The organism is Pseudomonas sp. NFX71 (assembly GCF_048079215.1).
GTDB lineage: Bacteria > Pseudomonadota > Gammaproteobacteria > Pseudomonadales > Pseudomonadaceae > Aquipseudomonas > Aquipseudomonas fluorescens_B.
Map to the genome: position 1 here is coordinate 4,134,872 of NZ_CP182230.1, position 24,060 is coordinate 4,158,931.

Genomic DNA, 24,060 nt, shown 5'->3' on the forward strand with positions numbered 1-24,060 from the left:
ATTCGGGTCGCGGAGACAAAAAAACTTGCTGATATGTTTTCAGGAGATTTGAATCATGAGCACTGCATTTTCCATGGCGCCACTGTTCCGTTCCTCGGTCGGTTTCGATCGTTTCAACGACCTTTTCGAAACCGCACTGCGCAATGAGCCAGGCAGCACCTATCCACCTTACAACGTTGAAAAACACGGCGACGACCAATACCGCATCGTCATAGCGGCCGCCGGTTTCCAGGAAGAAGACCTGGAACTGCAAGTGGAAAAAGGTGTGCTGACCATCAGTGGCGGCAAACGTGACGCGAACGAAGACGTCACTTATCTGTACCAGGGCATCGCGCAGCGGGCCTTCAAACTGTCCTTCCGCCTGGCGGACCATATCGAAATCAAGGCCGCCGGCCTGAGCAACGGTCTGTTGAGCATCGACCTGTTGAGGGTGGTTCCGGAAGAGGCGAAAGCCAAACGTATCCCGATCAACGGGACGCAAAAACCAGCACTGCAGCACTAAGGCAGGGCAATGAAAAGGGCGCCAATGGCGCCCTTTTTTTTCTTTTTCCATGTAGGAGCTGCCGAAGGCAGCTCCTACACCGTCCGCTTTATTTCAGAAGCTTCTGAAACGCCTCCACCGGCAGCGGCGAACTGTGCAAATACCCTTGATAAAAATGGCAACCCAGCCCCTGCAAGAACTCAAGCTGCTCCGGGGTTTCCACCCCTTCGGCAATCACTTTCAATTGCAGGCTGCGAGCCATGGCGACGATGGCGCGGATGATTTCGGCATCGTTGGGGTCGGTGGTGGCGTCGCGGATGAATGACTGGTCGATTTTCAGCGTGTCCACCGGCAGTCGCTTGAGGTAGGTCAGCGAGGAATAACCGGTGCCGAAGTCGTCCATGGCGAAGCTCACGCCGATTTTTTTCAAGCGACGCATTTTGCTGATGGTGTCTTCCAGATTCTGGATGACGATGCCTTCGGTGATTTCCAGTTTCAGCAGCGAGCAGGGGAGGCCGTGGCTGAAGAGGCTGTGCTCGATGCGCTCGACGAAGTCGTTCTGGCGGAATTGCCGCGGGCTGATGTTCACGCACAGGCTGAAATTCAATGGGTCGATCAGGCCCTTGGCGATCAACTTTTTAAAGGCCGCGCACACTTCGTCGACGATCCAGGTGCCGACCTCCAGAATCAACCCGCTGTCTTCCAGCACCTTGATGAATTCGGTCGGCGATTGGGCGCCGAGTTCCGGGTGGCACCAGCGCACCAGCGCTTCGGCGCCGACGATACGGTTGTCGCGAGCATCCACTTGAGGCTGGTAATGCACCTCGAACTCGCCCCGGGAAAGGGCCAGGCGCAAGTCGGTTTCCATGCGCAGGCGTTCACTGGCGGCCTTCTGCATGGTGTTGTGGTACATCTGCGTGGTGTTGCGCCCGGAATCCTTGGCCCGATAAAGCGCAATGTCGGCGCGTTTGAGCAGGTCGGTCGGGGTCGAGCCGTGATCGGGAATCAGCGCGATGCCGATACTCGGCGTCACTTGCAGGCGTTGACCATCAAGGAACATCGGTTCGGACAACAGCTCGCGCAAGGTGTCCGCGAGGTCACGGACCTGGGCGCTGACTTCATTACGCGAGCCTTCCAGGCCGCTGAGCAACACCACGAATTCGTCGCCGCCCAGCCGGGCGACGGTGTCTTCCATGCGCACGCTGGCTTCAAGGCGGGCGGTGATGATCTTCAGCACCGTGTCGCCCACCGGGTGGCCGAGCGAATCGTTGATGTGCTTGAAGTGGTCGAGATCGAGAAACATAAGGGCGCCACGCAGGTTGTGGCGTTTGAGTAGGGCGATCTGCTGGCTCAGGCGGTCCATCAACAGTGCGCGGTTCGGCAGGTTGGTCAGCGGGTCGTGGTAGGCCAGGTGACGGATCTGCGCTTCGGCGTTTTTCAGCAGGCTGACGTCCCGCGCGGTCAGCAGCAGGCAAGCGGTTTCGTTGAGCGTGATCGGTTCCACCGACACTTCGACGGTCAGCAGTTCGCCGCGCTTGTTGCGGCCGAGCATTTCCTGGTGATGCACCCGGCCCTTGATCTGTAGCTCGGCCAGCAGCGCCGAGCGTTGTTTTTCTTCGGCCCAGATGCCGACCTGGTAGACCGTGCGGCCGACCACTTCATCGGCGCGATAGCCGGTCAGTCGGCAGAAACCATCATTGACCTCCAGATAACGCCCGGTGTCGCGCTCGGTGATGGTGATGGCGTCAGGGCTGGAGTGGAAGGCCTTGGCGAACTTCTCTTCGCTGGCCTTGAGCGCCGCTTCCGAACGTTGTTGCTGGGTGATGTCGCGCAAGGTGGTGACGATGCACGGCTGGTCGCCGACGCTGATCTGTCGACTGGATATCACGCAGGTCAGCGATTGACCGTCCTTGTGCTGAACGAGGATGGCCACGTTGTTCAGGCCCTGTTCGCGGATGACTTGCTCGATCCGGCGCAGGCTTTTTGCCGACGCGTCCCACAGGCCGATTTCGTCGGCGCTGCGGCCAATCACCTCGACGGTGCTCCAGCCGAAGGTCTGGGTAAAACTGGAGTTGATCTCGATGAACTGGCCGGTGTCCTGGCGAGTGACGCAGATCGGGTCCGGACTGACCTGGAACAGGGTGGCAAACTTTTCTTCGGAGGCGACCAGTTTCTGTTCGCGCTCGACCTGATCGGTGATGTCCAGCAAGGTGCCGGCCATGCGCAATGGGGCGCCGTTTTCATCGCGATAGAGGCGGGCGCGGCTTTCCAGGTAGCGCGAAGTGCCGTCCTCAAGTTGCACGCGGTAGGTCAGCTGATAGTTGCCCGCCGGGCCTTCGCGCAGGCTGCGGTAGGCATCGCGCATGCTGTCGCGCTCTTCGCCGGGCACGCCTTCGAAAAACGCTTCGAACGACTCATGGAACGGTATGGGATCCAGCCCGTGCAGTTGCGCGGCCCGGGCCGAGCCGTAAAGCATGCCGCTGGGAATGTGCCAGTCCCAAGTGCCGAGTTGTGCCGAGTCCAGCGCCAGATCAAGGCGTTCCTGGCTGTCTTTCAGGGCGAGCTCGGCGATCTTGCGCTCAGTGGTGTCGAGGAAGGTGCTGAGCAGAAAGGGCTGGCCCTCGAGTTCGACTTTCTGCGCGCTGAGGATGCCGTCGTGGACCTGGCCATTGCTGGCCCGAAACTGCACTTCCATACTGACCAATTCGCCTTTGGCCTTGGTCGCCTTGACCAGTTTCTCCCGTTGCTCAGGGTGAACCCACAAACCCAGTTCAATGGTGGTGCGGCCAATCGCGTTTTGCACCGGCCAGCCGAACAGGCTTTCGAAATACTGGTTGGCTTCGGTGATCAGGCCGTCTTCCTGGCGGGTCAGCAGCACCATGTTCGGACACAGGTGAAACAGCGTCGCGAAACGTTTTTCCGAGCTGCTCAGGGCCTGTTCACGCTGGCGCTGATGGGTGATTTCGCGGATCACCCCGATCATGCGCGGCCGACCGTGTTTATCCGGTAGCAAACTGCCATTGATCTCCAGCCAGTGCAGGCTGCCATCGGGCCAGCGGATGCGGTGGTGCATCGCCTGCTCCAGCGGGGCGCCGGCAATCACCGCGTGGAACGCGCGAATGGTTTTGGCCCGATCTTCGGGCGGCAGCAGGTCGAGGTATTCCAGGTCGGCCGGCAACGGCTGCCGGGGATCGAAGCCGAACAAAGCCTGCGTGCCCCGCGACCAGCTGATCTGCCCGCGCTCAATGTCCCAATACCAGGCGCCCAGCCGTGCGCCGTTGAGGGCGGCCAGCAACTGCGGCGCGCTTTCCCAGCTCTGCTCGGACCGTTTCGGGTCAAGCGCCTGTATACGTGGCATCGGCGGAATACGGTCAACAGATTTCGGCATTGGCAGGCCTTGGGCTGAATTGGGCGTTAGGCACAGGAATTCGCGGCTCTATAGGCGTAGCACAAGTTAGCCTGGAGTCCCTGGCAAATCGATTTGTGCATCCAGCAAGGCCATGAAGGCCCGTGCTGCGTTCGACAGCGTCCGTTCGGTGTGCAAGATATAGCCTAGCTGGCGAGACAGTTGTATGCCCGGCAAAGGTATTCGTGCAACTTGATCGTCGAGCATGGTGCGCGGCAACACGCTCCAGGCCAGGCCGATCGAGACCATCATCTTGATGGTTTCCAGATAATTCGTGCTCATGGCGATATTCGGCGTCAGGCCTTGCGCTTCGAACAGGCGCTGGACGATGTGGTGAGTAAAGGTGTTGCCGCCGGGGAATACGGCCGGGTGCAGGGCAATGTCCGCCAGGGTCACCGCGCCATTGCTGATCAATGAATGCTCCGGGGCGACCACGAAATCCAGCGGGTCGTCCCACACCGGCGTGGCCTTGACCAGCGCGTGGGGCTCCGGCGCGAGGGTGATGACCGCCAGTTCGGCACGGCCGTGGAGAATTTCTTCGTAGGCCACTTCCGAATCGAGGAACTGAATATCCAGCGCGACTTGCGGGTAACGGCGGGTGAATTCCCTTAATAAGGGCGGCAAACGGTGCAGGCCGATGTGGTGACTGGTGGCCAGGGTCAGGCGGCCGCTGACTTCGCCGGTCAGGTTGGTCAGGGCGCGGCGGGTGTCGTCCAGCACGTTCAGAATCTGATAAGCCCGTGGCAGCAGGGCTCGACCGGCCTCGGTCAGCCCGACTTCGCGGCCCAGGCGGTCAAACAGGCGCACCTTCAACTGCTGCTCCAGCCCGGCAATGCGTTTGCTGATCGCCGGCTGTGTCAGGTGCAGCCGTTCACCGGCGCCGGAGAAGCTTCCGGTCTCGGCGATGGCAATAAAGGCATTGAGGTTGGCGAGGTCCATTGCTGTATTCCAGTTGGTTATCCAAAGCATAAAAAATATGAATTTGAGTTATTTAATGTAACCCCCTAGGATCGACCTCACAAGCCAAAGGGTTATTGAAATTCTCAAGACCCGGGGCATAGAAACAAGCTGATGAGGAACCGTCTGATGGCCGGCAAAACGCTCTACGACAAGCTCTGGGATTCGCATTTGGTCAAGCAGCGCGACGATGGCTCTGCGCTGATCTACATCGATCGTCACATCATCCACGAAGTGACCTCGCCGCAAGCCTTTGAAGGCCTGCGTCTGGCCGGGCGCAAGCCTTGGCGCATCGATGCCAACATCGCGACCCCGGACCACAACGTACCGACCACGCCGGAGCGCAAGGGCGGCATTGACGCCATTGTCGACCAGGTCTCGCGTTTGCAGGTCCAGACCCTCGACGACAACTGCGATGAATATGGCATCGTCGAATTCAAGATGAATGATGTGCGTCAAGGCATCGTGCACGTGATCGGCCCGGAGCAGGGCGCGACCTTGCCGGGCATGACCGTGGTTTGCGGCGACTCCCACACCTCGACCCACGGCGCATTCGGTGCTCTGGCTCACGGTATCGGCACTTCCGAGGTCGAGCACGTACTCGCCACCCAGTGCCTGGTCGCCAAGAAAATGAAGAACATGCTGGTGTCCGTCGAAGGCAAATTGCCGTTCGGCGTGACGGCCAAGGACATCGTTCTCGCGGTCATTGGCAAGATCGGCACCGCCGGCGGTAACGGCCATGCGATCGAGTTCGCCGGTAGCGCGATTCGCGATCTGTCGGTCGAAGGCCGCATGACCATCTGCAACATGTCCATCGAGGCCGGCGCTCGCGTAGGCCTGGTGGCAGCGGATGAAAAAACCGTGGCTTATGTGAAGGGTCGTCCATTTGCCCCGAAAGGCGCGGAATGGGACTTGGCTGTCGAAGCCTGGAAAGACCTGGTGACGGATAAAGACGCCACGTTCGACACCATCGTCGAGCTCGACGCGACCCAGATCAAGCCGCAAGTCAGCTGGGGCACCTCGCCCGAGATGGTGTTGGCCGTTGACCAGAACGTTCCCGATCCTGCGAAGGAAATGGACCTGGTCAAGCGTGGCTCCATCGAACGCGCTTTGAAATACATGGGTTTGACCGCCAATCAGGCGATCACCGACATCCAGCTCGACCGTGTTTTCATTGGCTCCTGCACCAACTCGCGGATCGAAGACCTGCGCGCTGCAGCTGTCATCGCCAAGGGCCGCAAAGTGGCTTCGACCATCAAGCAGGCCATTGTGGTGCCGGGTTCGGGCCTGGTGAAGGCGCAGGCCGAGTCGGAAGGCCTGGACAAGATTTTCCTCGACGCCGGTTTTGAATGGCGCGAGCCGGGTTGCTCGATGTGCCTGGCGATGAACCCGGACCGTTTGGAGTCGGGCGAGCATTGCGCATCGACCTCCAACCGTAACTTTGAAGGCCGTCAGGGCGCCGGTGGTCGTACCCACCTCGTGAGCCCGGCCATGGCCGCCGCCGCCGCTGTGAACGGTCGTTTTGTCGACGTCCGTGAATTGATCTAAGGAGCGCAGCATGAAAGCTTTTACCCAGCACACTGGTCTTGTCGCGCCTCTGGATCGTGCCAACGTCGACACCGACCAGATCATTCCGAAGCAGTTCCTGAAGTCGATCAAGCGCACCGGTTTTGGCCCGAACCTGTTCGATGAGTGGCGTTATCTGGATGTGGGCCAGCCGTATCAGGACAACTCCAAGCGTCCGCTGAACAAGGACTTTGTCCTCAATGCCGAGCGTTATCAAGGCGCCAGCGTGTTGCTGGCCCGCGAAAACTTCGGTTGCGGTTCCAGTCGTGAACACGCGCCGTGGGCGCTGGAAGAGTACGGTTTCCGCAGCATCATTGCGCCGAGCTACGCCGACATCTTCTTCAACAACAGCTTCAAGAACGGCTTGCTGCCGATCATCTTGAGCGACGCTGAGGTGGATGAGCTGTTCCAGCAGGTTGAAGCGAATCCTGGCTACCAGTTGCAGGTGGATCTCGAAGCTCAGACCGTGACCCGGCCAGATGGCAAAGTGTTGAGCTTCGAAATCGACGCATTCCGTAAGCATTGCCTGCTCAATGGCCTGGACGACATTGGTTTGACCTTGCAGGACCACGAGGCGATTGCGACGTTTGAAGCCAAGCACCGGGCGAGCCAGCCCTGGTTGTTTCGCGACGCGTAAGTTTGCGTAAGGCGTGATGACGCCATCGCCAGCAGGCTGGCCCCACATTGATTTGCGGCGTTCACAAAACCCTGTGGGAACGAGCTTTCTGGCGATGACGACAGTTCAGACAACACACATATCAAGGATATGACTATGACCAGCACCGCCCAGCACACTCAGGTTGTACAAAAGCAATTCGGTGAACAGGCCGCAGCCTATCTGAGCAGCGCCGTGCACGCTCAAGGCACCGAATTCGCACTGCTACAAGCCGAAGTGGCCGGGCAGGGCGATGCCCGAGTGCTGGACCTGGGTTGCGGCGCCGGCCACGTGAGTTTTCACGTGGCCCCGCTGGTCAAGGAAGTGGTGGCCTACGACCTGTCCCAGCAAATGCTCGACGTGGTCGCCGCCGCCGCCGTTGACCGCGGTTTGAGTAACGTGACCACGGCCCTAGGCGCCGCCGAACGCCTGCCGTTCGCCGATGGCGAGTTCGACTTCGTGTTCAGCCGTTATTCGGCGCACCATTGGAGTGATCTCGGCCTGGCCCTGCGCGAAGTCCGTCGGGTACTGAAGCCGGGCGGCGTGGCGGCGTTCGTCGATGTGTTGTCACCGGGCAGTCCGTTGTTCGACACTTATCTGCAAAGCGTCGAAGTGCTGCGCGACACCAGCCATGTGCGCGATTATTCCGCCGGCGAGTGGTTGCGCCAGGTCAGCGAGGCGGGGCTGCACACTCGCAGCACCACGCGCCAGCGCCTGCGTCTGGAGTACAACAGCTGGGTCGAGCGCATGCGCACGCCACAGGTGATGCGCGCCGCGATCCGCGAGTTGCAGCAGTCGATGGGCAATGAAGTGCGCGAATATTTTGAGATTGAACCCGATGGTTCATTCAGTACCGATGTGCTTGTGCTGATGGCCGAGCGATAGAATTTTTCCGGGTGTGCTCAAGGGCACACCGACTGAAGACATGAGGAAAGCATGAGCAAGCAGATTCTGATTCTCCCGGGTGACGGCATTGGTCCGGAAATCATGGCCGAAGCGGTCAAGGTGCTGGAACTGGCCAACGACAAGTACAACCTGGGCTTCGAGCTGAGCCACGACGTGATCGGCGGCGCCGCCATCGACAAGCACGGCGTGCCACTGGCCGACGAAACCCTGGAACGTGCCCGCGCAGCCGACGCTGTCTTGCTGGGCGCCGTGGGCGGTCCGAAATGGGACGCCATCGAGCGTGACATCCGTCCTGAGCGCGGCCTGCTGAAAATTCGTGCGCAACTGGGCCTGTTCGGCAACCTGCGCCCGGCGATCCTGTACCCGCAACTGGCCGAGGCTTCCAGCCTGAAAGCCGAAATCGTTTCCGGTCTGGACATCCTGATCGTTCGCGAACTGACCGGCGGTATCTACTTCGGCGCGCCACGCGGCACCCGTACCCTGGAAAACGGCGAGCGTCAGTCCTACGACACGCTGCCGTACAGCGAAAGCGAAATCCGCCGCATCGCCCGTGTCGGTTTCGACATGGCCATGGTGCGTGGCAAGAAGCTGTGCTCGGTGGACAAGGCCAACGTCCTGGCTTCCAGCCAGTTGTGGCGTGAAATCGTCGAGGAAGTGGCCAAGGATTACCCGGAAGTCGAACTGAGCCACATGTACGTCGACAACGCCGCCATGCAACTGGTGCGTGCACCGAAGCAGTTCGACGTGATCGTCACCGACAACATGTTTGGCGACATTCTGTCCGACCAGGCGTCGATGCTCACAGGTTCCATCGGCATGCTGCCCTCGGCGTCCCTGGACACCCACAACAAGGGCATGTACGAGCCGTGCCACGGCTCTGCGCCGGACATCGCGGGCAAAGGCATCGCCAACCCGCTGGCGACCATTTTGTCGGTGTCGATGATGTTGCGCTACAGCTTCAACCAGCAGGGCGCGGCGGATGCGATCGAGAAAGCCGTCAGTCTGGTTCTGGACCAAGGCCTGCGTACGGGTGACATCTGGTCGACCGGTTGCACTAAAGTCGGTACGCAGGAAATGGGTGACGCAGTAGTCGCCGCGCTGCGGAATCTGTAATCTCTCGGGCCCGCTGCAACTTTCACTCTTGAAAGCAGCGGCCCACTTTTTAAGAAGGTGTAGTTGCGATGAAACGTGTAGGTCTGATCGGTTGGCGCGGTATGGTCGGTTCCGTGCTCATGCAGCGGATGCTGGAAGAGCAGGATTTCGATCTTATCGAGCCGGTGTTTTTCACCACTTCCAATGTCGGTGGCCAAGGCCCGTCCGTGGGCAAGGACATTGCTCCGCTCAAGGACGCTTACAGCATTGAAGAGCTGAAAACCCTCGACGTGATTCTGACCTGCCAGGGTGGCGACTACACCAGCGAAGTCTTCCCGAAACTGCGCGAAGCCGGCTGGCAGGGTTACTGGATCGACGCCGCTTCCAGCCTGCGCATGCAGGATGACGCGGTGATCGTGCTGGACCCGGTGAACCGCAAGGTCATCGATCAGCAGCTTGACGCGGGCACCAAGAACTACATCGGCGGCAACTGCACCGTCAGCCTGATGCTGATGGGCCTGGGCGGTCTGTTCGAGGCCGGTCTGGTCGAGTGGATGAGCGCTATGACTTATCAGGCGGCCTCCGGTGGCGGCGCGCAGCACATGCGTGAACTGATCAAGCAAATGGGTGTGACTCACGCCGCTGTCGCCGATCAACTGGCCGACCCGGCCAGTGCCATCCTCGACATCGACCGCCGTGTCGCCGAAGCCATGCGCAGCGACGCGTACCCGACCGAAAACTTCGGTGTACCGTTGGCCGGCAGCCTGATCCCGTGGATCGACAAGGAACTGCCGAACGGTCAGAGCCGCGAAGAGTGGAAAGCCCAGGCCGAGACCAACAAGATCCTCGGTCGCTTCAAGAGCCCGATCCCGGTGGATGGCATCTGCGTACGCATCGGCGCCATGCGTTGCCACAGCCAGGCGCTGACCATCAAGCTGAACAAAGATGTGCCGATCGCCGACATCGAAGGGCTGATCAGCCAGCACAACCCATGGGTCAAGCTGGTGCCGAACAACCGCGACATCAGCATGCAGGAGCTGAGCCCGACCAAGGTCACCGGCACCCTGAATGTTCCGGTGGGTCGTCTGCGCAAGCTGAACATGGGTTCGCAGTTCGTCGGCGCGTTCACCGTCGGCGACCAGCTGCTGTGGGGCGCGGCCGAGCCGCTGCGTCGCATGCTGCGGATTCTGCTTGAGCGTTGATTGATTGAAGCAATGAAAGAGCCCGTGCCTTGAAAGAGGTGCGGGTTTTTTTATTCCCGGTAGTCTGACATTGATCAGGTGCTTGCCATCCACCCCTCTCACCCCAGGGTTTATCCCTAGGCCTAGACACAAGCGGGCTTGCTCGCGAAGGGGCCGGAACAGACGCCGCAGACCCAGGCCGAATTGCCTGCACGCCACCCACCCGGTAAAGTGCCGCTCCCCCCGTTTCGCCAGAGGTAGAACCATGAGCCAGTCCTTTGATATTGCCGTGATCGGCGCCACCGGTACTGTTGGCGAAACGCTGGTGCAGATACTCGAAGAACGCGACTTTCCGGTCGGCAATTTGCACCTGCTGGCCAGTAGCGAATCCGCCGGGCATTCGGTGCCGTTTCGCGGCAAGAACGTGCGGGTGCGGGAAGTCGATGAGTTCGACTTCAGCAAAGTGCAGTTGGTGTTTTTCGCCGCAGGCCCGGCGGTGACCTTGAGTTTCGCCTCGCGCGCCACGGCCGCCGGGTGCTCGCTGATCGATCTGTCCGGCGCCTTGCCGGCCGATCAGGCGCCGCAAGTGGTGCCGGAAGCCAATGCCCGGGTGTTGGCCGGCCTGAAAAAGCCATTCCAGGTCAGCAGCCCAAGCCCGTCGGCCACCACATTGGCCGTGGTGCTCGCACCGTTGCTGGGTCTGCTCGACTTGCAACGCGTCAATGTGACCGCCAGTCTGGCCGTTTCTGCCCAGGGCCGCGAAGCCGTTACTGAGCTGGCACGCCAAACCGCCGAACTGCTCAATGTGCGTCCGCTGGAGCCGACTTTTTTCGATCGGCAGATGGCTTTCAACCTGCTGGCGCAAGTCGGCAAGCCGGATGATCAAGGCCATACGCTGCTGGAAAAACGTCTGGTGCGTGAGCTGCGTCAGGTCATGGCTTTGCCTTTATTAAAGATTTCCGTCACTTGCATTCAAGCCCCGGTGTTTTTTGGCGATAGCTTTAGTGTGACCTTGCAGTCAGCAAGCGTCGTGGACCTGGCAAAAATCAACGAAGCGCTGGAAGACGCACCCGGTGTAGAGCTGGTGGAAGCCGGTGATTACCCGACCGCTGTCGGCGATGCGGTAGGGCAGGATGTGGTCTACGTCGGTCGGGTTCGCGCTGGAATCGACGACCCGTCGGAACTTAATTTGTGGCTGACGTCAGATAACGTACGCAAAGGCGCGGCGCTCAATGCTGTGCAGGTGGCTGAATTGTTGATAAAAGACCTGCTGTAAAAGATACTTGGCAACAAATTACAGAATGATTCTAGCCGGGCGATGCCTGGCCGGATTGCTGAAGGCGAGCTACCCTGCGGGGCTTTCCGGGGCATGCAAGAAAAGTTCGCGCGCGACGACACTTCGCCGTCGCGCGCAATGCCTTGCGGCAGCGACTATCAACACCTTCTCGCTGGCCGAGGAATGTTCAAACAAAGGATGAGGCTATGGTTCAAGTTCGCAAACTGGTGTTAGCAATAGCGGCCGCCTCGGCGCTGTCCTCCGGTATGGCGCATGCCCTCGGACTCGGGGAGCTGACCCTGAAGTCGTCGGTGAACCAGCCGCTGGTGGCGGAAATCGAATTGCTCGACGTCAAGGAACTCACCGCTGCCGAAGTGGTGCCGAGCCTGGCGTCGCCCGAAGATTTCGCCAAGGCCGGTGTCGACCGCCAGGCATTCCTCAATGACCTGAGCTTCACCCCGGTGCTCAACGCCAGTGGTAAAAGCGTCCTGCGTGTGACCTCCAGCAAGCCGCTGTCCGAACCGATGGTGAAATTCCTGGTTCAGGTGATGTGGCCCAATGGTCGCCTGCTGCGCGATTACAGCGTGCTGCTCGATCCATCCAAATTCTCGCCGCAAACCGCTGAAGCGGCTGCGCAACCGGCGCCGACCCAGGCGGTCACTGCCCCCGTGACGGGCGCCGCCAAACCGACCGAATACACCACCACGCCGCGCGATACCCTGTGGGAAATCGCTGCGAAGGCGCGTAATGGCGGCTCGGTTCAGCAAACCATGCTGGCCATCCAGGCGCTGAATCCGGATGCGTTCATCAACGGCAACATCAACCTGCTGAAGACCGGTCAGGTCCTGCGCCTGCCGGATCAGGCGCAGGCCACCAGTGTGCCGCAACCCAAAGCCATTGCTGAAGTCGCCGCGCAGAACACCGCGTGGCGTCAGGGCCGTCGCTATGTAGCCAAGCCTGGAACAGGGCAGCAGCAACTCGACGCGACCAAACGCGCTCGCGGTGAAGGCACTCCTGCGCAGGCTGCCAAGGACAATTTGAGCCTGGTGTCCGCCGAGTCCGGCAAGGCCGGTGGCAAAGGTGCGGGCGGCGACGCCAAAGCCTTGAACAACAAGCTGGCCGTGACCCAGGAAAGCCTCGACACGACCCGTCGTGACAACGCTGAACTGAAAAGCCGCATGACCGATCTGCAAAGCCAGCTGGACAAGCTGCAACGCCTGATCGAGCTGAAGAACAATCAACTGGCCAAGTTACAGGCTGAAGGTGCTGCGGGTGCGCCGGCTGCTGCGACGACGGCGCCGGCCATCTCGGCCGAATTGAGCCCGACCCCTGCGCCTGTCGAAGGCGCGCCGGCGACGCCAGCCCCTTCGGCGACGGCCCCTGAAGCAACGCCGGCCCCGGCCGAGACGCCTGCCGAGCCAGCGCCTGCAACATCTGACGACCAGAAGTTTAATGAACTGCTGACCAATCCGTGGTTGCTGGGCATGGTCGGTGGCGGGGCGGTGGTTCTGCTGCTGTTGCTGCTATTGCTGGCCCGTCGCCGCAAAGCCCAGCAGGAAGCCGAGAAGCACCTGCGCATGGCGCGTGCGTTGTCCGAGGAGCAGGAGTTCTCTGCTGATCTGGACTTGCCTGAAAGCAGCTTTGAAGGTCTGGAAGTGCCGCCGCCAAGCGTGAAGCTCGCGACTGCACCGGCTCCTGCACCAGCGCCGACCCCGGCACCGGCTCCAGTGATTGCACCAGTGGTGGTAACGCCACCGATCGCCGCGCCATTGGTCGCGCCTGCCGCTGATCGCGATGACGACGTGCTGACCAAGGCGCAGTCGCACATGGCTGCCGGTCGCCTGAATCAGGCGGCTGCGTTGCTGGAAGACGGCATCAAACAAGAACCTCAGCGCAGTGACCTGCGTCTGAAGCTGATGGAAGTCTACGGTCAGCAGGGCGATCGCGATGCGTTCGTGGCCCAGGAGCGTCAGCTCGTGGCCAACGGCGAAAACTTTGCCCGTGTCGAAGAGCTGAAAAGCCGCTTCCCGGCCATGGCGGTCGTCGTGGCGGGTGGCCTGGCGGCTGCGGCTGTCGCCGCCGAACTGGACGCCCAGTACGTCAAAGACCTGCTGATGGACGAGCCCGAAGCCCCGGCCCCGGCCCCGGCACTGGCTGATGACGATTTCGATAGCGCGTTTGATCTGAGTCTGGATGATCTGGAAAATGCTTCTCCGGCGGTGGCTGCGCCTGAGCCGACGCCTTCGCCAGAGGCTTTGGCCGAACTGGATGAATTCCCGCTGGACGACGACCTGAGCTTTGAGTCGGTGCTGCAGCAGCAGACTGAAATCAAGGAAAATCTCGACGACCTGTCGGACTTCGACCTGGACATGGACCTCGGTGGCGACGCGTCGCCAGCGACCCTCGCTGAAGACGATTTCCTGTTGAGCCTGGATGACGACGTCAAGGACCTGCCTGCCGCTGAAGCGCCAGTCGTTCCTGAGGTGGCGCTGGACGATCTGGAGCTGCCGGCTGATTTCGATCTGTCGCTGGCCGATGAAATGGATGCTCCGGACGCCTTCGCGGCAGAGCTGGATGACGTCAACGCCGAGCTGGATCGTCTGTCCCAGAGCATCAGCGAGCCGACCTTCACCGCGGAAGACGCATTGGCCTCCGCCGCAGACGAGCCGGAATTCGATTTCCTCTCGGGCACCGACGAAGTCGCCACCAAACTCGACCTGGCCCAGGCCTACATCGACATGGGCGACGCCGACGGCGCACGCGACATCCTCAACGAGGTTGTGACCGAGGGAGATGCGGGTCAGAAGAGCGAAGCCAAGGAAATGCTTGCGCGTCTGGCTTGATTGATCGGTAAAGCGTAAACAAAACGGCAGCCCTTTGAGGCTGCCGTTTTTGTTTCTTGGGAGTGGCGAAATTCAATGTGCGAGCCGGCAAGCCCGCACCGACATTTGATTTTCTTAAGCCAGCAAATCCTCATAAAACGCACCGAACGGCCGGGAAGGCTATCTATATAAAGAGGTCGGCATGGGCGCTGCAACGGCACAAACGGCACGCGCCTCTGGCGTCCCGGTCCGACGGCCTTATAATGCCCGCCTTTGCGTTGATCAGCAGGCTGTTACTCCTTGGCAAATATAGATAACCCGGCTGCCGAAATGGCGGCTGACGGCTTTTTCCGCATCGCCTTGGGCGTTGAATACAAAGGCTCGCGTTTTCGCGGCTGGCAGCGTCAGGCGTCCGGTGTGCTCACAGTGCAGGAGACCCTGGAAAAGGCCTTGTCCAAAGTCGCCGACTCACCTGTGTCGCTGCTCTGCGCCGGGCGCACGGATGCGGGCGTGCATGCCTGCGGTCAGGTGGTGCATTTCGACACGCAAGTCGAGCGTTCGATGAAAGCCTGGGTCATGGGCGCCAACATCAACTTGCCCCACGACGTCAGCGTCAGTTGGGCCAAGGTCATGCCCGCGCATTTCCATGCTCGGTTCAAGGCCATCGCCCGGCGCTATCGCTACGTGATCTACAACGACCAGATCCGCCCGGCGCACCTGAACGAAGAAATCACCTGGAATCACCGCCCCCTCGACGCCGAGCGCATGGCCGAGGCCGCGCAGTACCTGGTCGGCACCCACGACTTCAGTGCTTTTCGTGCGGGTCAGTGCCAGGCCAAGTCGCCGATCAAGGAATTGCATCACCTGCGTGTCACGCGCCACGGCAAGATGATCGTGCTGGATATTCGCGCCAGCGCTTTCCTGCACCACATGGTGCGCAACATTGCCGGAGTGCTGATGACCATCGGTGCCGGCGAGCGTCCGGTGGAGTGGATGAAGGAAGTGCTGGAGAGCCGGATTCGCCGTTCCGGCGGGGTGACGGCGCATCCATTCGGCCTGTACCTGGTGCAGGTCGAGTACCGCGACGAGTTCGAATTGCCCGAGCGTTACATCGGTCCACACTTCTTGACCGGTTTCGCCGAACTTGACGGCTGACGCCCTCGAACGCATTTGTTACCATCCGGGACTTTCCCGGATTTGCCCTGAGGTTTTATCGACATGTCAGCCGTTCGCAGCAAGATTTGCGGGATTACCCGCATAGAAGATGCGTTGGCGGCAGTCGAGGCCGGGGCTGATGCCATCGGGTTTGTGTTTTACGCCAAGAGCCCACGGGCCGTGACGTTTCAGCAGGCGCGCGACATCATCAGGGCGCTGCCGCCGTTCGTGACCACTGTGGGGTTGTTCGTCAACGTCAGCCGTTGCGAGTTGGGCGAACTGCTCGATGCCGTGCCGCTGGACTTGCTGCAGTTCCATGGCGACGAAACCGCTGCCGATTGTGAGGGGTGGCACCGGCCGTACATCAAGGCGCTGCGGGTCAAGGCCGGCGACGACATTGCCGCGGCATGCAATGCGTTCCCAAGTGCCAGCGGTATCCTGCTCGACGCTTACGTTGAAGGCGTACCCGGCGGAACCGGCGAAGCATTCGACTGGTCTCTGATACCTCAAGGCTTGAGCAAACCGATCATCCTGGCGGGCGGCTTGACGCCGGATAACGTCGCCGAGGCGATTGCCCGGGTTCGGCCTTACGCCGTGGACGTCAGCGGTGGCGTGGAGGCGAGCAGGGGCATCAAGGATCACGCAAAGATTCAGGCATTCATCAAGGCTGTACGCAGTAGCGCGTAGTTGATGTGACGGCTGGCAGACTGCCGCCGTCCCAAAATGCACTGCGCTGCACAAAGCAGGCACGGCTGAGGATTGATGGGTTGTACGCAGGTCATGCTTCACTGACCCGGCTATCCACCGATCATCGCCACACACATGAATTTAGCTCAAGGGCATACGCGGGGCTGCGAACCAGAGCGTTCGGGCCGCCGGTACTGGAGAAAGAAAGCATGAGCAACTGGTTAGTAGACAAACTGATCCCTTCGATCATGCGTTCCGAGGTCAAGAAGAGCTCGGTGCCTGAAGGTCTGTGGCACAAATGCCCGTCTTGCGAGGCTGTGCTGTATCGTCCGGAGCTGGAAAAAACCCTGGACGTTTGCCCCAAGTGCAACCATCACATGCGTATCGGCGCGCGCGCCCGTATCGACATTTTCCTCGACGCCGAAGGCCGCAGCGAGCTGGGTGCGGACCTGGAGCCGGTCGACCGCCTGAAATTCCGTGACGGCAAGAAGTACAAGGACCGTCTGACCGCAGCGCAAAAGCAGACGGGCGAGAAAGACGCACTGATCTCCATGAGCGGCACGCTGCTGGGTATGCCGGTGGTGGTTTCGGCTTTTGAATTCTCCTTCATGGGCGGTTCCATGGGTGCCATCGTCGGTGAGCGCTTCGTGCGCGCCGCCAACTACGCCCTGGAAAACAAATGCCCGATGATCTGCTTCGCCGCTTCCGGTGGTGCGCGGATGCAGGAAGCCCTGATTTCCCTGATGCAAATGGCCAAGACCTCCGCGGTGCTGGCGCGTCTGCGTGAAGAAGGCATTCCGTTCATCTCCGTGCTGACCGATCCGGTCTACGGCGGCGTTTCCGCCAGCCTGGCGATGCTCGGCGACGTGATCGTCGGCGAGCCGAAAGCCCTGATCGGCTTCGCCGGTCCGCGTGTGATCGAGCAAACCGTTCGCGAAAAACTGCCGGAAGGCTTCCAGCGCAGTGAATTCCTGCTGGAGCACGGTGCGATCGACATGATCATTCATCGTCAGGAACTGCGTCCGCGTCTGGGCAACCTGTTGGCGCAACTGACCGGCAAGCCGACGCCGAAATTCGTTGCTGCACCCATCGAGCCGATCGTGGTTCCACCGGTGCCAGCCAACATATGACTGAACGTACCCTTGGCGAGTGGCTCGCCTACCTTGAGCAGTTGCACCCTTCGGCCATCGACATGGGCCTTGAGCGCTCGCAACAGGTAGCGTCCCGCATGGGGCTGGGCAAGCCGGCGCCTCGGGTGATCACGGTCACTGGCACCAACGGCAAGGGTTCTACCTGCGCATTCGTGGCTTCGTTGCTGCGGGCGCAGGGTCTGAAAGTCGGTGTCTACAGTTCCCCGCATCTGCTGCGTTACAACGAGCGGGTGCAGGTCAACGGCGTCGAAGCGACTGACGCTGAGCTGTGCGAGGCCTTTGCTGCGGTAGAGGCGGGGCGTGGCGAGACTTCCCTGACCTATTTCGAAATGGGCACCCTGGCGGCGTTCTGGCTGTTTCAACGGTTCGGGCTTGATGCCGTGGTGCTGGAAGTCGGCCTGGGCGGACGTCTGGACACGGTCAACGTGGTGGATGCCGACATGGCGCTGGTGACCAGCATCGGCGTTGATCACGCCGATTATCTGGGCGACACCCGTGAATCCGTGGCTTTTGAGAAAGCCGGTATCTTCCGCCAGGGCGCGCCTGCGCTCTGTGGCGATCTGAATCCTCCTCAACCTCTGCTGGACAAGGCGCGCGAGCTGGCCTGCCCGTTTTTCCTGCGAGGGCGTGATTTTGACCTCGGCGTTACCGATCACAACTGGCAATGGCGCGGTCTCGACGCTCAGGGGCGAGTAGTCGAGTTGCATGATCTGCCACTGCTCGATCTGCCGATGGAAAATGCCGCACTGGCGCTGCAGGCTTATCTGTTGCTCGGTTTGCCTTGGGTGGACGCGCAGATTATTGCTGCGCTGAAAGCCACGCGGGTTGTCGGTCGTCTCGATCGCCGCCAGTTTGACTGGCAAGGCAAGCGCCTGAACCTGTTGCTGGATGTGGGGCATAACCCCCACGCAGCCGAATACCTGGCCCGCCGTCTGGCCAGTCGTCCACCGGTCGGCAGGCGTCTGGCGGTGTTCGGGTTGTTGGCGGACAAGGATCTGGATGGTGTTGTCAGCGAATTGAATGCTAGTGTCCAGCACTGGGCTGTTGCACCGCTGGATTCACCGCGGGCGCGGCCGGTTGCCGATTTGCATGGGTCGTTGCAGAACCTTGGTGCTTCGGTAACGTCCTATGACAGCGTGGCCGCTGCCCTGGAAGGGCAGTGCGCGCAAGCGACGAGCGACGACGAGATTCTGTTGTTCGGATCATTTTATTGTGTCGCCGAGGCCCTTGAATGGCTGGCCCGGCGCTCCACGGAGGAAGCGGCAAATGGCATTGCTGGATAAGGCCTACAAACAGCGCATGGTCGGCGCCCTGGTGCTGGTGGCACTGGCAGTGATTTTCCTGCCGATGCTGTTTTCCCGTCAGGATGAGCAGCGTCAGGTCACGGTCGAAGCGCCGGCTGCGCCGCAAGTGCCTGCGGTGCCGCAGGTTCAGGTTGAGCCGGTGGTCGTGCCTGAGCCTCAAGCCTTGCCGCAAGAGCCTGTGCCGAGTGATGACGAGATCGCCCAGCAGGAAGAGCCAGAGATGCCGATCGCACCGACGGCTCCCGTTGCACCTGCGCCTGCGCCCGCCGCCAAGCCGGTTACACCGCCTCCGGCACCGGCTCCGGTCAACAAACCAACGACTGCGCCAAGCCAGCCGATCACTGCCGCACCGGGTAAACCGGACACGACGCAAAGCCGCGTCGACGCCAATGGCCTGTCGGTCAGCTGGTCCGTGCAACTGGCCAGCCTGTCGAATCGTGCCAGCGCTGAAAATCTGCAAAAAACCCTGCGCAGCCAGGGTTACAACGCCTACATTCGCACGGCTGACGGCAAGAATCGGGTATTCGTCGGGCCGCTGATCGAGCGGGCAGAAGCCGATCGTCTGCGTGACTTGTTGAACCGTCAGCAGAACCTCAAGGGTTTTGTGGTGCGCTTCCAGCCTGAGCGCGGTTAAAAACTATCGCCCCGATTTGAAATGCACTGACAATCGCAGCTTACCGATAAGCATGGGCTCTGCTAAAATGCGCCGCCTTATCCGTCTGTAGGCTGCACTGTGCCATTTACCTGGGTTGACTGGGCGATCGTTGCAATCATCGCCATCTCCGCATTGATCAGTCTGAGCCGCGGCTTCGTCAAGGAAGCATTATCGCTGGTGACCTGGATCATCGCAGGAGTCGTTGCCTGGATGTTCGGTGGTGCATTGTCCGAGTACCTCGCCGGATACATCGAAACGCCATCGGCTCGCGTGATCGCGGGCTGCGCAATAATGTTTGTCGCCACGCTGATCGTAGGCGCAATGATCAATTATCTTATCGGCGAGTTGGTTCGCGTTACCGGGTTGTCCGGGACCGATCGATTCCTCGGCATGGCCTTCGGCGCTGCGCGTGGCGTGTTGCTGGTGGTCGTGGCGGTCGGGCTGTTGAGCCTGGGGCCGGTACAGCAGGACGGGTGGTGGCAACAGTCGCAGCTCGTGCCAAAATTTCTATTGGTCGCAGACTGGTCCAAAAACCTGATCCTCGGGTGGAGCAGTCAGTGGCTTGCCAGCGGTATCAGCGTACCCGCTGAAATACCGTTCAAGGAGCACCTCTTGCCGACGGCCAAAACGCCTCAGTGAGTTGTGTTCAGTTCAGATCCATTAAGTAGGGGTTGCGTCGCATGTGTGGCATCGTCGGTATCGTCGGTAAGTCGAACGTCAATCAGGCGCTGTATGACGCGCTAACCGTCCTCCAGCACCGCGGCCAGGACGCTGCCGGTATCGTGACCAGCCATGACGGCCGGTTATTCCTGCGCAAGGACAATGGCCTGGTGCGTGACGTGTTCCATCAGCGTCACATGCAGCGTCTGGTCGGCCACATGGGCATTGGCCATGTGCGCTATCCGACCGCGGGCAGCTCGACCTCGGCCGAAGCTCAACCGTTTTACGTCAACTCGCCTTACGGCATCACCCTGGCGCACAACGGTAACCTGACCAACGTTGAACAGCTGGCCAAGGAGATTTACGAATCTGACCTTCGCCACGTCAACACCAACTCCGATTCGGAAGTGCTGCTGAACGTGTTCGCGCACGAACTGGCCCAGCGCGGCAAGCTGCAGCCGACCGAAGAAGACGTGTTCGCTGCCGTCACTGACGTGCACAACCGCTGCGTCGGTGGTTACGCCGTCGTGGCGATGGTGACCGGCTACGGCATCGTCGGTTTCCGCGACCCGCACGGCATCCGCCCGATCGTCTTCGGCCAGCGTCACACCGACGAAGGCGTCGAGTACATGATCGCCTCCGAAAGCGTGTCCCTGGACGTGCTCGGTTTCACCCTGATTCGCGACCTGGCACCAGGCGAAGCGGTCTACATCACTGAAGACGGCAAGCTGCACACCCGTCAGTGCGCGACCAACCCGTCCCTGACCCCGTGCATCTTCGAGCACGTCTACCTGGCGCGCCCGGACTCGATCATCGACGGCGTGTCGGTCTATAAAGCCCGTCTGCGCATGGGTGAGAAGCTCGCCGAGAAGATCCTGCGCGAGCGTCCGGATCACGACATCGACGTGGTCATCCCGATTCCGGACACCAGCCGCACCGCAGCGCTGGAGCTGGCGAACCACCTGGGCGTCAAGTTCCGCGAAGGCTTCGTGAAGAACCGCTACATCGGCCGTACTTTCATCATGCCGGGCCAGGCCGCACGGAAAAAGTCGGTACGCCAGAAGCTCAACGCCATCGAGCTGGAGTTCCGCGGCAAGAACGTGATGCTGGTGGACGACTCGATCGTTCGCGGCACGACTTGCAAGCAGATCATCCAGATGGCCCGCGAAGCCGGCGCCAAGAACGTCTACTTCTGCTCCGCGGCGCCGGCCGTTCGCTACCCGAACGTCTACGGCATCGACATGCCGAGCGCTCACGAGCTGATCGCGCATAACCGTTCGACTCAGGACGTAGCGGATCTGATCGGCGCAGACTGGCTGATCTATCAGGATTTGCCTGACTTGATCGAAGCGGTGGGTGGCGGCAAGATCAAGATCGAGAAGTTCGATTGTGCGGTGTTCGACGGCCAGTACGTGACCGGCGACGTCGACGAGGCTTACCTGAACAAGATCGAGCAGGCACGTAACGATGCCTCCAAGGTCAAGACGCAGGCAGTCAGCGCGATCATCGATCTGTACAACAACTGAGTAACTACCGGCCCTGAGGGGCCGGTTTTGTATCTACTAGAAGAGCAAGGCAAGGAGTGACAGCATGAGTCAGGATTGGGATGCCGGTCGGCTGGACAGCGACCTCGAAGGCGTAGCGTTCGATACCCTGGCCGTACGCGCCGGTCAGCACCGCACGCCGGAAGGCGAACACGGTGATCCGATGTTCTTCACTTCCAGCTACGTCTTCCGTACCGCCGCCGACGCGGCCGCGCGCTTCGCCGGGGAAGTGCCGGGCAACGTTTACTCGCGTTACACCAACCCGACCGTTCGCGCGTTCGAAGAGCGCATTGCCGCGCTGGAAAGCGCTGAGCAGGCCGTAGCGACCGCCACCGGCATGGCCGCGATCATGGCGGTGGTGATGAGCCTGTGCAGTGCTGGCGATCATGTGCTGGTGTCGCGCAGCGTGTTCGGTTCGACCATCAGCCTGTTCGAGAAGTACTTCAAGCGTTTCGGCATCGAAGTCGATTACGTGCCTCTGGCGGACCTGTCCGGCTGGGATGCGGCAATCAAGGCCAATACCAAATTGCTGTTCGTCGAATCGCCGTCCAACCCGCTGGCGGAGCTGGTGGATATCGCCGAGTTGTCGAAAATCGCTCACGCCAAAGGCGCGATGCTGGTAGTGGACAACTGCTTCTGCACGCCTGCGTTGCAGCAGCCTCTGAAGATGGGCGCGGACATCGTCGTGCACTCGGCGACCAAGTTCATCGACGGCCAGGGTCGTTGCATGGGCGGCGTCGTGGCCGGTCGTAGCGAGCAGATGAAAGAGGTCGTCGGTTTTCTGCGCACTGCCGGGCCAACCTTGAGCCCGTTCAATGCCTGGATTTTCCTCAAGGGCCTGGAAACGCTGAGTCTGCGCATGAAGGCGCACTGCGCCAATGCGCAGCAACTGGCCGAATGGCTGGAGCAGCAGGACGGTGTCGAGAAAGTCCATTACGCTGGCCTGAAAAGCCACCCGCAGCACGCGTTGGCTCAGCGTCAGCAGAAAGGTTTCGGTGCCGTGGTGAGTTTCGAGGTCAAAGGTGGCAAAGAGGGCGCCTGGCGCTTTATCGATGCGACCCGGTTGATTTCGATCACCGCCAACCTCGGTGACAGCAAGACCACCATCACCCACCCGAGCACCACCTCCCACGGCCGTCTGGCGCCGCAGGAGCGTGAAGCGGCGGGCATTCGTGACAGCTTGATCCGAATTGCGGTCGGTCTGGAAGACGTGGCCGACCTGCAGGCCGATCTGGCGCGCGGGTTGGCTGCCTTGTGATCGAGTTGTCCATCCCGACGACCGGTTCCAATGGCCGCGTTGCACTGGTAACCGGTGCCGCACGAGGCATTGGTCTGGGGATTGCGGCCTGGCTGATCAGCGAAGGCTGGCAGGTGGTGTTGACGGACCTGGACCGGGTGCGTGGTTCGAAAGTGGCGAAGGTTCTGGGTGATAACGCCTGGTTCATCGCCATGGACGTCTCGAACGAGGGGCAGGTCGCGCTGGGTGTTGCCGAGGTGCTGGGGCAGTTCGGGCGTCTGGATGCGCTGGTGTGCAATGCGGCAGTGGCCGATCCGCACAACATCACCCTGGAAAGCCTCGATCTGGCTTACTGGAATCGGGTACTGGCGGTGAATCTCAGCGGGCCGATGCTGTTGGCCAAGCACTGTGCGCCGTACCTGCGTGCTCACAGCGGTGCGATCGTCAACCTGGCCTCGACCCGTGCCGGGCAGTCGGAACCCGACACAGAGGCTTACGCAGCGAGCAAGGGCGGGCTGTTGGCCCTGACTCATGCGTTGGCGATCAGCCTGGGTCCGGAAATTCGCGTCAATGCCGTCAGTCCTGGCTGGATCGATGCGCGGGACCCTGCGGTGCGGCGTGCCGAACCCCTCACCGAAGCTGACCACGCGCAGCATCCGGCGGGCAGGGTAGGGACGGTCGAGGACGTGGCGGCGATGGTTGCCTGGCTGCTGTCGAAGAATGCAGGTTTCGTCACGGGCCAGGAATTTGTGGTCGATGGCGGCATGACCAAGAAGATGATTTACAGCGAGTGACAGGGCAGCGGCGTTGGCGCGAATGACACGATTTTGTCTTTTTCAGAAAAACTTCAAGCGGGCTATTGACTTAGCTTCGTTAGGTGCGTAAATTTCGCGGCCTCAGAGAAGCAAAGGGTGATTAGCTCAGCTGGGAGAGCGTCTGCCTTACAAGCAGAATGTCGGCGGTTCGATCCCGTCATCACCCACCACTTCTTGAGAGTCTTGCGAAAGCAAGATGGAAGCTGAAAAGCCTCCACCGACGCGCAGCGGTAGTTCAGTCGGTTAGAATACCGGCCTGTCACGCCGGGGGTCGCGGGTTCGAGTCCCGTCCGCTGCGCCATATTTTCCGGGTCAGGTTTACCTGGCTCGAGATTGAAAGCCTCGAAGCTTTCGATCAGACGAGTTAGGACGCAAGTCCAAAGCGATACGCAGCGGTAGTTCAGTCGGTTAGAATACCGGCCTGTCACGCCGGGGGTCGCGGGTTCGAGTCCCGTCCGCTGCGCCATATCTGCCTCAAGGCCCACTGAACGCCTTGGAGCTACGAAGAAA

Annotated in this window: 19 protein-coding genes and 3 tRNA genes; 20 read left to right on the forward strand and 2 right to left on the reverse strand. The window is 60.8% G+C overall.

All coding sequences use genetic code 11. The annotated features are described in order from the left end of the window. Positions 1 to 55 precede the first annotated feature (55 nt). Positions 56 to 502 carry an Hsp20 family protein gene (locus ACM1ZW_RS19165; RefSeq protein ID WP_017337626.1) on the forward strand — a complete coding sequence of 149 codons (447 nt, stop codon included), beginning with the start codon at positions 56 to 58 and terminating at the stop codon, positions 500 to 502. Positions 503 to 590: 88 nt separating this feature from the next. Here ACM1ZW_RS19165 and ACM1ZW_RS19170 read toward each other — a convergent pair whose 3' ends face one another. Next, on the reverse strand, positions 591 to 3,869 hold the full coding sequence (locus ACM1ZW_RS19170) for a PAS domain S-box protein (protein ID WP_017337627.1): 3,279 nt from the start codon (positions 3,867 to 3,869) through the stop codon (positions 591 to 593). A 66-nt stretch (positions 3,870 to 3,935) separates the two neighbouring features. Further along, positions 3,936 to 4,826, reverse strand: coding sequence for a LysR family transcriptional regulator (locus tag ACM1ZW_RS19175; RefSeq protein WP_017337628.1), 891 nt, complete (start codon positions 4,824 to 4,826; stop codon positions 3,936 to 3,938). Positions 4,827 to 4,973: 147 nt separating this feature from the next. On the opposite strand from ACM1ZW_RS19175, the gene leuC reads away from it, so the two are divergent. The 19 genes from leuC (at position 4,974) to ACM1ZW_RS19270 (ending at position 24,016) form a co-directional block, all read left to right on the forward strand. Then, entirely contained in the window at positions 4,974 to 6,392 is a 1,419-nt protein-coding gene (leuC, locus tag ACM1ZW_RS19180; RefSeq protein ID WP_414878700.1) for a 3-isopropylmalate dehydratase large subunit, read from the forward strand. 10 nt (positions 6,393 to 6,402) lie between these two features. After that, the gene (gene leuD, locus ACM1ZW_RS19185; protein ID WP_414884669.1) at positions 6,403 to 7,047 is read left to right on the forward strand and encodes a 3-isopropylmalate dehydratase small subunit; all 645 of its coding nucleotides are present in this window, start codon (positions 6,403 to 6,405) and stop codon (positions 7,045 to 7,047) included. Between the two features lie 135 nt (positions 7,048 to 7,182). Further along, entirely contained in the window at positions 7,183 to 7,950 is a 768-nt protein-coding gene (locus ACM1ZW_RS19190; protein WP_017337631.1) for a class I SAM-dependent methyltransferase, read from the forward strand. A 51-nt stretch (positions 7,951 to 8,001) separates the two neighbouring features. Next, positions 8,002 to 9,084 carry a 3-isopropylmalate dehydrogenase gene (gene leuB, locus ACM1ZW_RS19195; RefSeq protein WP_017337632.1) on the forward strand — a complete coding sequence of 361 codons (1,083 nt, stop codon included), beginning with the start codon at positions 8,002 to 8,004 and terminating at the stop codon, positions 9,082 to 9,084. A 68-nt stretch (positions 9,085 to 9,152) separates the two neighbouring features. Next, complete coding sequence (asd, locus tag ACM1ZW_RS19200) at positions 9,153 to 10,265, forward strand: aspartate-semialdehyde dehydrogenase (RefSeq protein ID WP_414878702.1); 1,113 nt, start codon at positions 9,153 to 9,155, stop codon at positions 10,263 to 10,265. Positions 10,266 to 10,509: 244 nt separating this feature from the next. Beyond that, positions 10,510 to 11,520: an aspartate-semialdehyde dehydrogenase gene (locus ACM1ZW_RS19205; protein WP_017337634.1), complete on the forward strand. Its 1,011-nt coding sequence runs from the start codon at positions 10,510 to 10,512 to the stop codon at positions 11,518 to 11,520. Between the two features lie 206 nt (positions 11,521 to 11,726). After that, positions 11,727 to 14,363: a FimV/HubP family polar landmark protein gene (locus tag ACM1ZW_RS19210; RefSeq protein ID WP_416739036.1), complete on the forward strand. Its 2,637-nt coding sequence runs from the start codon at positions 11,727 to 11,729 to the stop codon at positions 14,361 to 14,363. 309 nt (positions 14,364 to 14,672) lie between these two features. Next, complete coding sequence (truA, locus tag ACM1ZW_RS19215) at positions 14,673 to 15,497, forward strand: tRNA pseudouridine(38-40) synthase TruA (RefSeq protein WP_031318628.1); 825 nt, start codon at positions 14,673 to 14,675, stop codon at positions 15,495 to 15,497. Positions 15,498 to 15,560: 63 nt separating this feature from the next. Continuing rightward, a complete protein-coding gene (locus tag ACM1ZW_RS19220) occupies positions 15,561 to 16,184 on the forward strand; it encodes a phosphoribosylanthranilate isomerase (protein ID WP_416739037.1) in 624 nt (207 codons plus the stop codon). Between the two features lie 209 nt (positions 16,185 to 16,393). Continuing rightward, entirely contained in the window at positions 16,394 to 17,314 is a 921-nt protein-coding gene (gene accD, locus ACM1ZW_RS19225; RefSeq protein ID WP_008028281.1) for an acetyl-CoA carboxylase, carboxyltransferase subunit beta, read from the forward strand. Further along, the gene (folC, locus tag ACM1ZW_RS19230) at positions 17,311 to 18,618 is read left to right on the forward strand and encodes a bifunctional tetrahydrofolate synthase/dihydrofolate synthase (protein WP_416739038.1); all 1,308 of its coding nucleotides are present in this window, start codon (positions 17,311 to 17,313) and stop codon (positions 18,616 to 18,618) included. The genes accD and folC overlap by 4 nt, the downstream gene beginning before the upstream one ends. After that, positions 18,602 to 19,273 (forward strand): SPOR domain-containing protein, encoded by a 672-nt coding sequence (locus ACM1ZW_RS19235; protein ID WP_414878705.1) that lies wholly within the window; start codon positions 18,602 to 18,604, stop codon positions 19,271 to 19,273. The genes folC and ACM1ZW_RS19235 overlap by 17 nt, the downstream gene beginning before the upstream one ends. 99 nt (positions 19,274 to 19,372) lie before the next feature. Continuing rightward, on the forward strand, positions 19,373 to 19,933 hold the full coding sequence (locus ACM1ZW_RS19240; RefSeq protein WP_017337640.1) for a CvpA family protein: 561 nt from the start codon (positions 19,373 to 19,375) through the stop codon (positions 19,931 to 19,933). A 41-nt stretch (positions 19,934 to 19,974) separates the two neighbouring features. Beyond that, on the forward strand, positions 19,975 to 21,480 hold the full coding sequence (gene purF / locus ACM1ZW_RS19245) for an amidophosphoribosyltransferase (protein WP_007905939.1): 1,506 nt from the start codon (positions 19,975 to 19,977) through the stop codon (positions 21,478 to 21,480). Between the two features lie 64 nt (positions 21,481 to 21,544). Next, on the forward strand, positions 21,545 to 22,756 hold the full coding sequence (locus ACM1ZW_RS19250) for an O-succinylhomoserine sulfhydrylase (RefSeq protein WP_017337641.1): 1,212 nt from the start codon (positions 21,545 to 21,547) through the stop codon (positions 22,754 to 22,756). Continuing rightward, a complete protein-coding gene (locus ACM1ZW_RS19255) occupies positions 22,753 to 23,529 on the forward strand; it encodes an SDR family oxidoreductase (protein WP_017337642.1) in 777 nt (258 codons plus the stop codon). The genes ACM1ZW_RS19250 and ACM1ZW_RS19255 overlap by 4 nt, the downstream gene beginning before the upstream one ends. A gap of 115 nt (positions 23,530 to 23,644) precedes the next feature. Further along, positions 23,645 to 23,720, forward strand: a tRNA-Val gene (locus tag ACM1ZW_RS19260). Positions 23,721 to 23,774: 54 nt separating this feature from the next. Further along, positions 23,775 to 23,851 (forward strand) — tRNA-Asp (locus ACM1ZW_RS19265). Between the two features lie 88 nt (positions 23,852 to 23,939). Then, a tRNA-Asp gene (locus tag ACM1ZW_RS19270) sits at positions 23,940 to 24,016 on the forward strand. Positions 24,017 to 24,060 lie beyond the last annotated feature (44 nt).

Excerpts from the sequence above, each read along its gene's own strand:
- ACM1ZW_RS19165 (WP_017337626.1), top strand. The coding sequence starts at position 56 with ATGAGCACTGCATTTTCCATGGCGCCACTGTTCCGTTCCTCGGTCGGT.
- ACM1ZW_RS19170 (WP_017337627.1), bottom strand. The coding sequence starts at position 3,869 with ATGCCGAAATCTGTTGACCGTATTCCGCCGATGCCACGTATACAGGCG.
- ACM1ZW_RS19175 (WP_017337628.1), bottom strand. The coding sequence starts at position 4,826 with ATGGACCTCGCCAACCTCAATGCCTTTATTGCCATCGCCGAGACCGGA.
- leuC (WP_414878700.1), top strand. The coding sequence starts at position 4,974 with ATGGCCGGCAAAACGCTCTACGACAAGCTCTGGGATTCGCATTTGGTC.
- leuD (WP_414884669.1), top strand. The coding sequence starts at position 6,403 with ATGAAAGCTTTTACCCAGCACACTGGTCTTGTCGCGCCTCTGGATCGT.
- ACM1ZW_RS19190 (WP_017337631.1), top strand. The coding sequence starts at position 7,183 with ATGACCAGCACCGCCCAGCACACTCAGGTTGTACAAAAGCAATTCGGT.
- leuB (WP_017337632.1), top strand. The coding sequence starts at position 8,002 with ATGAGCAAGCAGATTCTGATTCTCCCGGGTGACGGCATTGGTCCGGAA.
- asd (WP_414878702.1), top strand. The coding sequence starts at position 9,153 with ATGAAACGTGTAGGTCTGATCGGTTGGCGCGGTATGGTCGGTTCCGTG.
- ACM1ZW_RS19205 (WP_017337634.1), top strand. The coding sequence starts at position 10,510 with ATGAGCCAGTCCTTTGATATTGCCGTGATCGGCGCCACCGGTACTGTT.
- ACM1ZW_RS19210 (WP_416739036.1), top strand. The coding sequence starts at position 11,727 with ATGGTTCAAGTTCGCAAACTGGTGTTAGCAATAGCGGCCGCCTCGGCG.
- truA (WP_031318628.1), top strand. The coding sequence starts at position 14,673 with ATGGCGGCTGACGGCTTTTTCCGCATCGCCTTGGGCGTTGAATACAAA.
- ACM1ZW_RS19220 (WP_416739037.1), top strand. The coding sequence starts at position 15,561 with ATGTCAGCCGTTCGCAGCAAGATTTGCGGGATTACCCGCATAGAAGAT.
- accD (WP_008028281.1), top strand. The coding sequence starts at position 16,394 with ATGAGCAACTGGTTAGTAGACAAACTGATCCCTTCGATCATGCGTTCC.
- folC (WP_416739038.1), top strand. The coding sequence starts at position 17,311 with ATGACTGAACGTACCCTTGGCGAGTGGCTCGCCTACCTTGAGCAGTTG.
- ACM1ZW_RS19235 (WP_414878705.1), top strand. The coding sequence starts at position 18,602 with ATGGCATTGCTGGATAAGGCCTACAAACAGCGCATGGTCGGCGCCCTG.
- purF (WP_007905939.1), top strand. The coding sequence starts at position 19,975 with ATGTGTGGCATCGTCGGTATCGTCGGTAAGTCGAACGTCAATCAGGCG.
- ACM1ZW_RS19250 (WP_017337641.1), top strand. The coding sequence starts at position 21,545 with ATGAGTCAGGATTGGGATGCCGGTCGGCTGGACAGCGACCTCGAAGGC.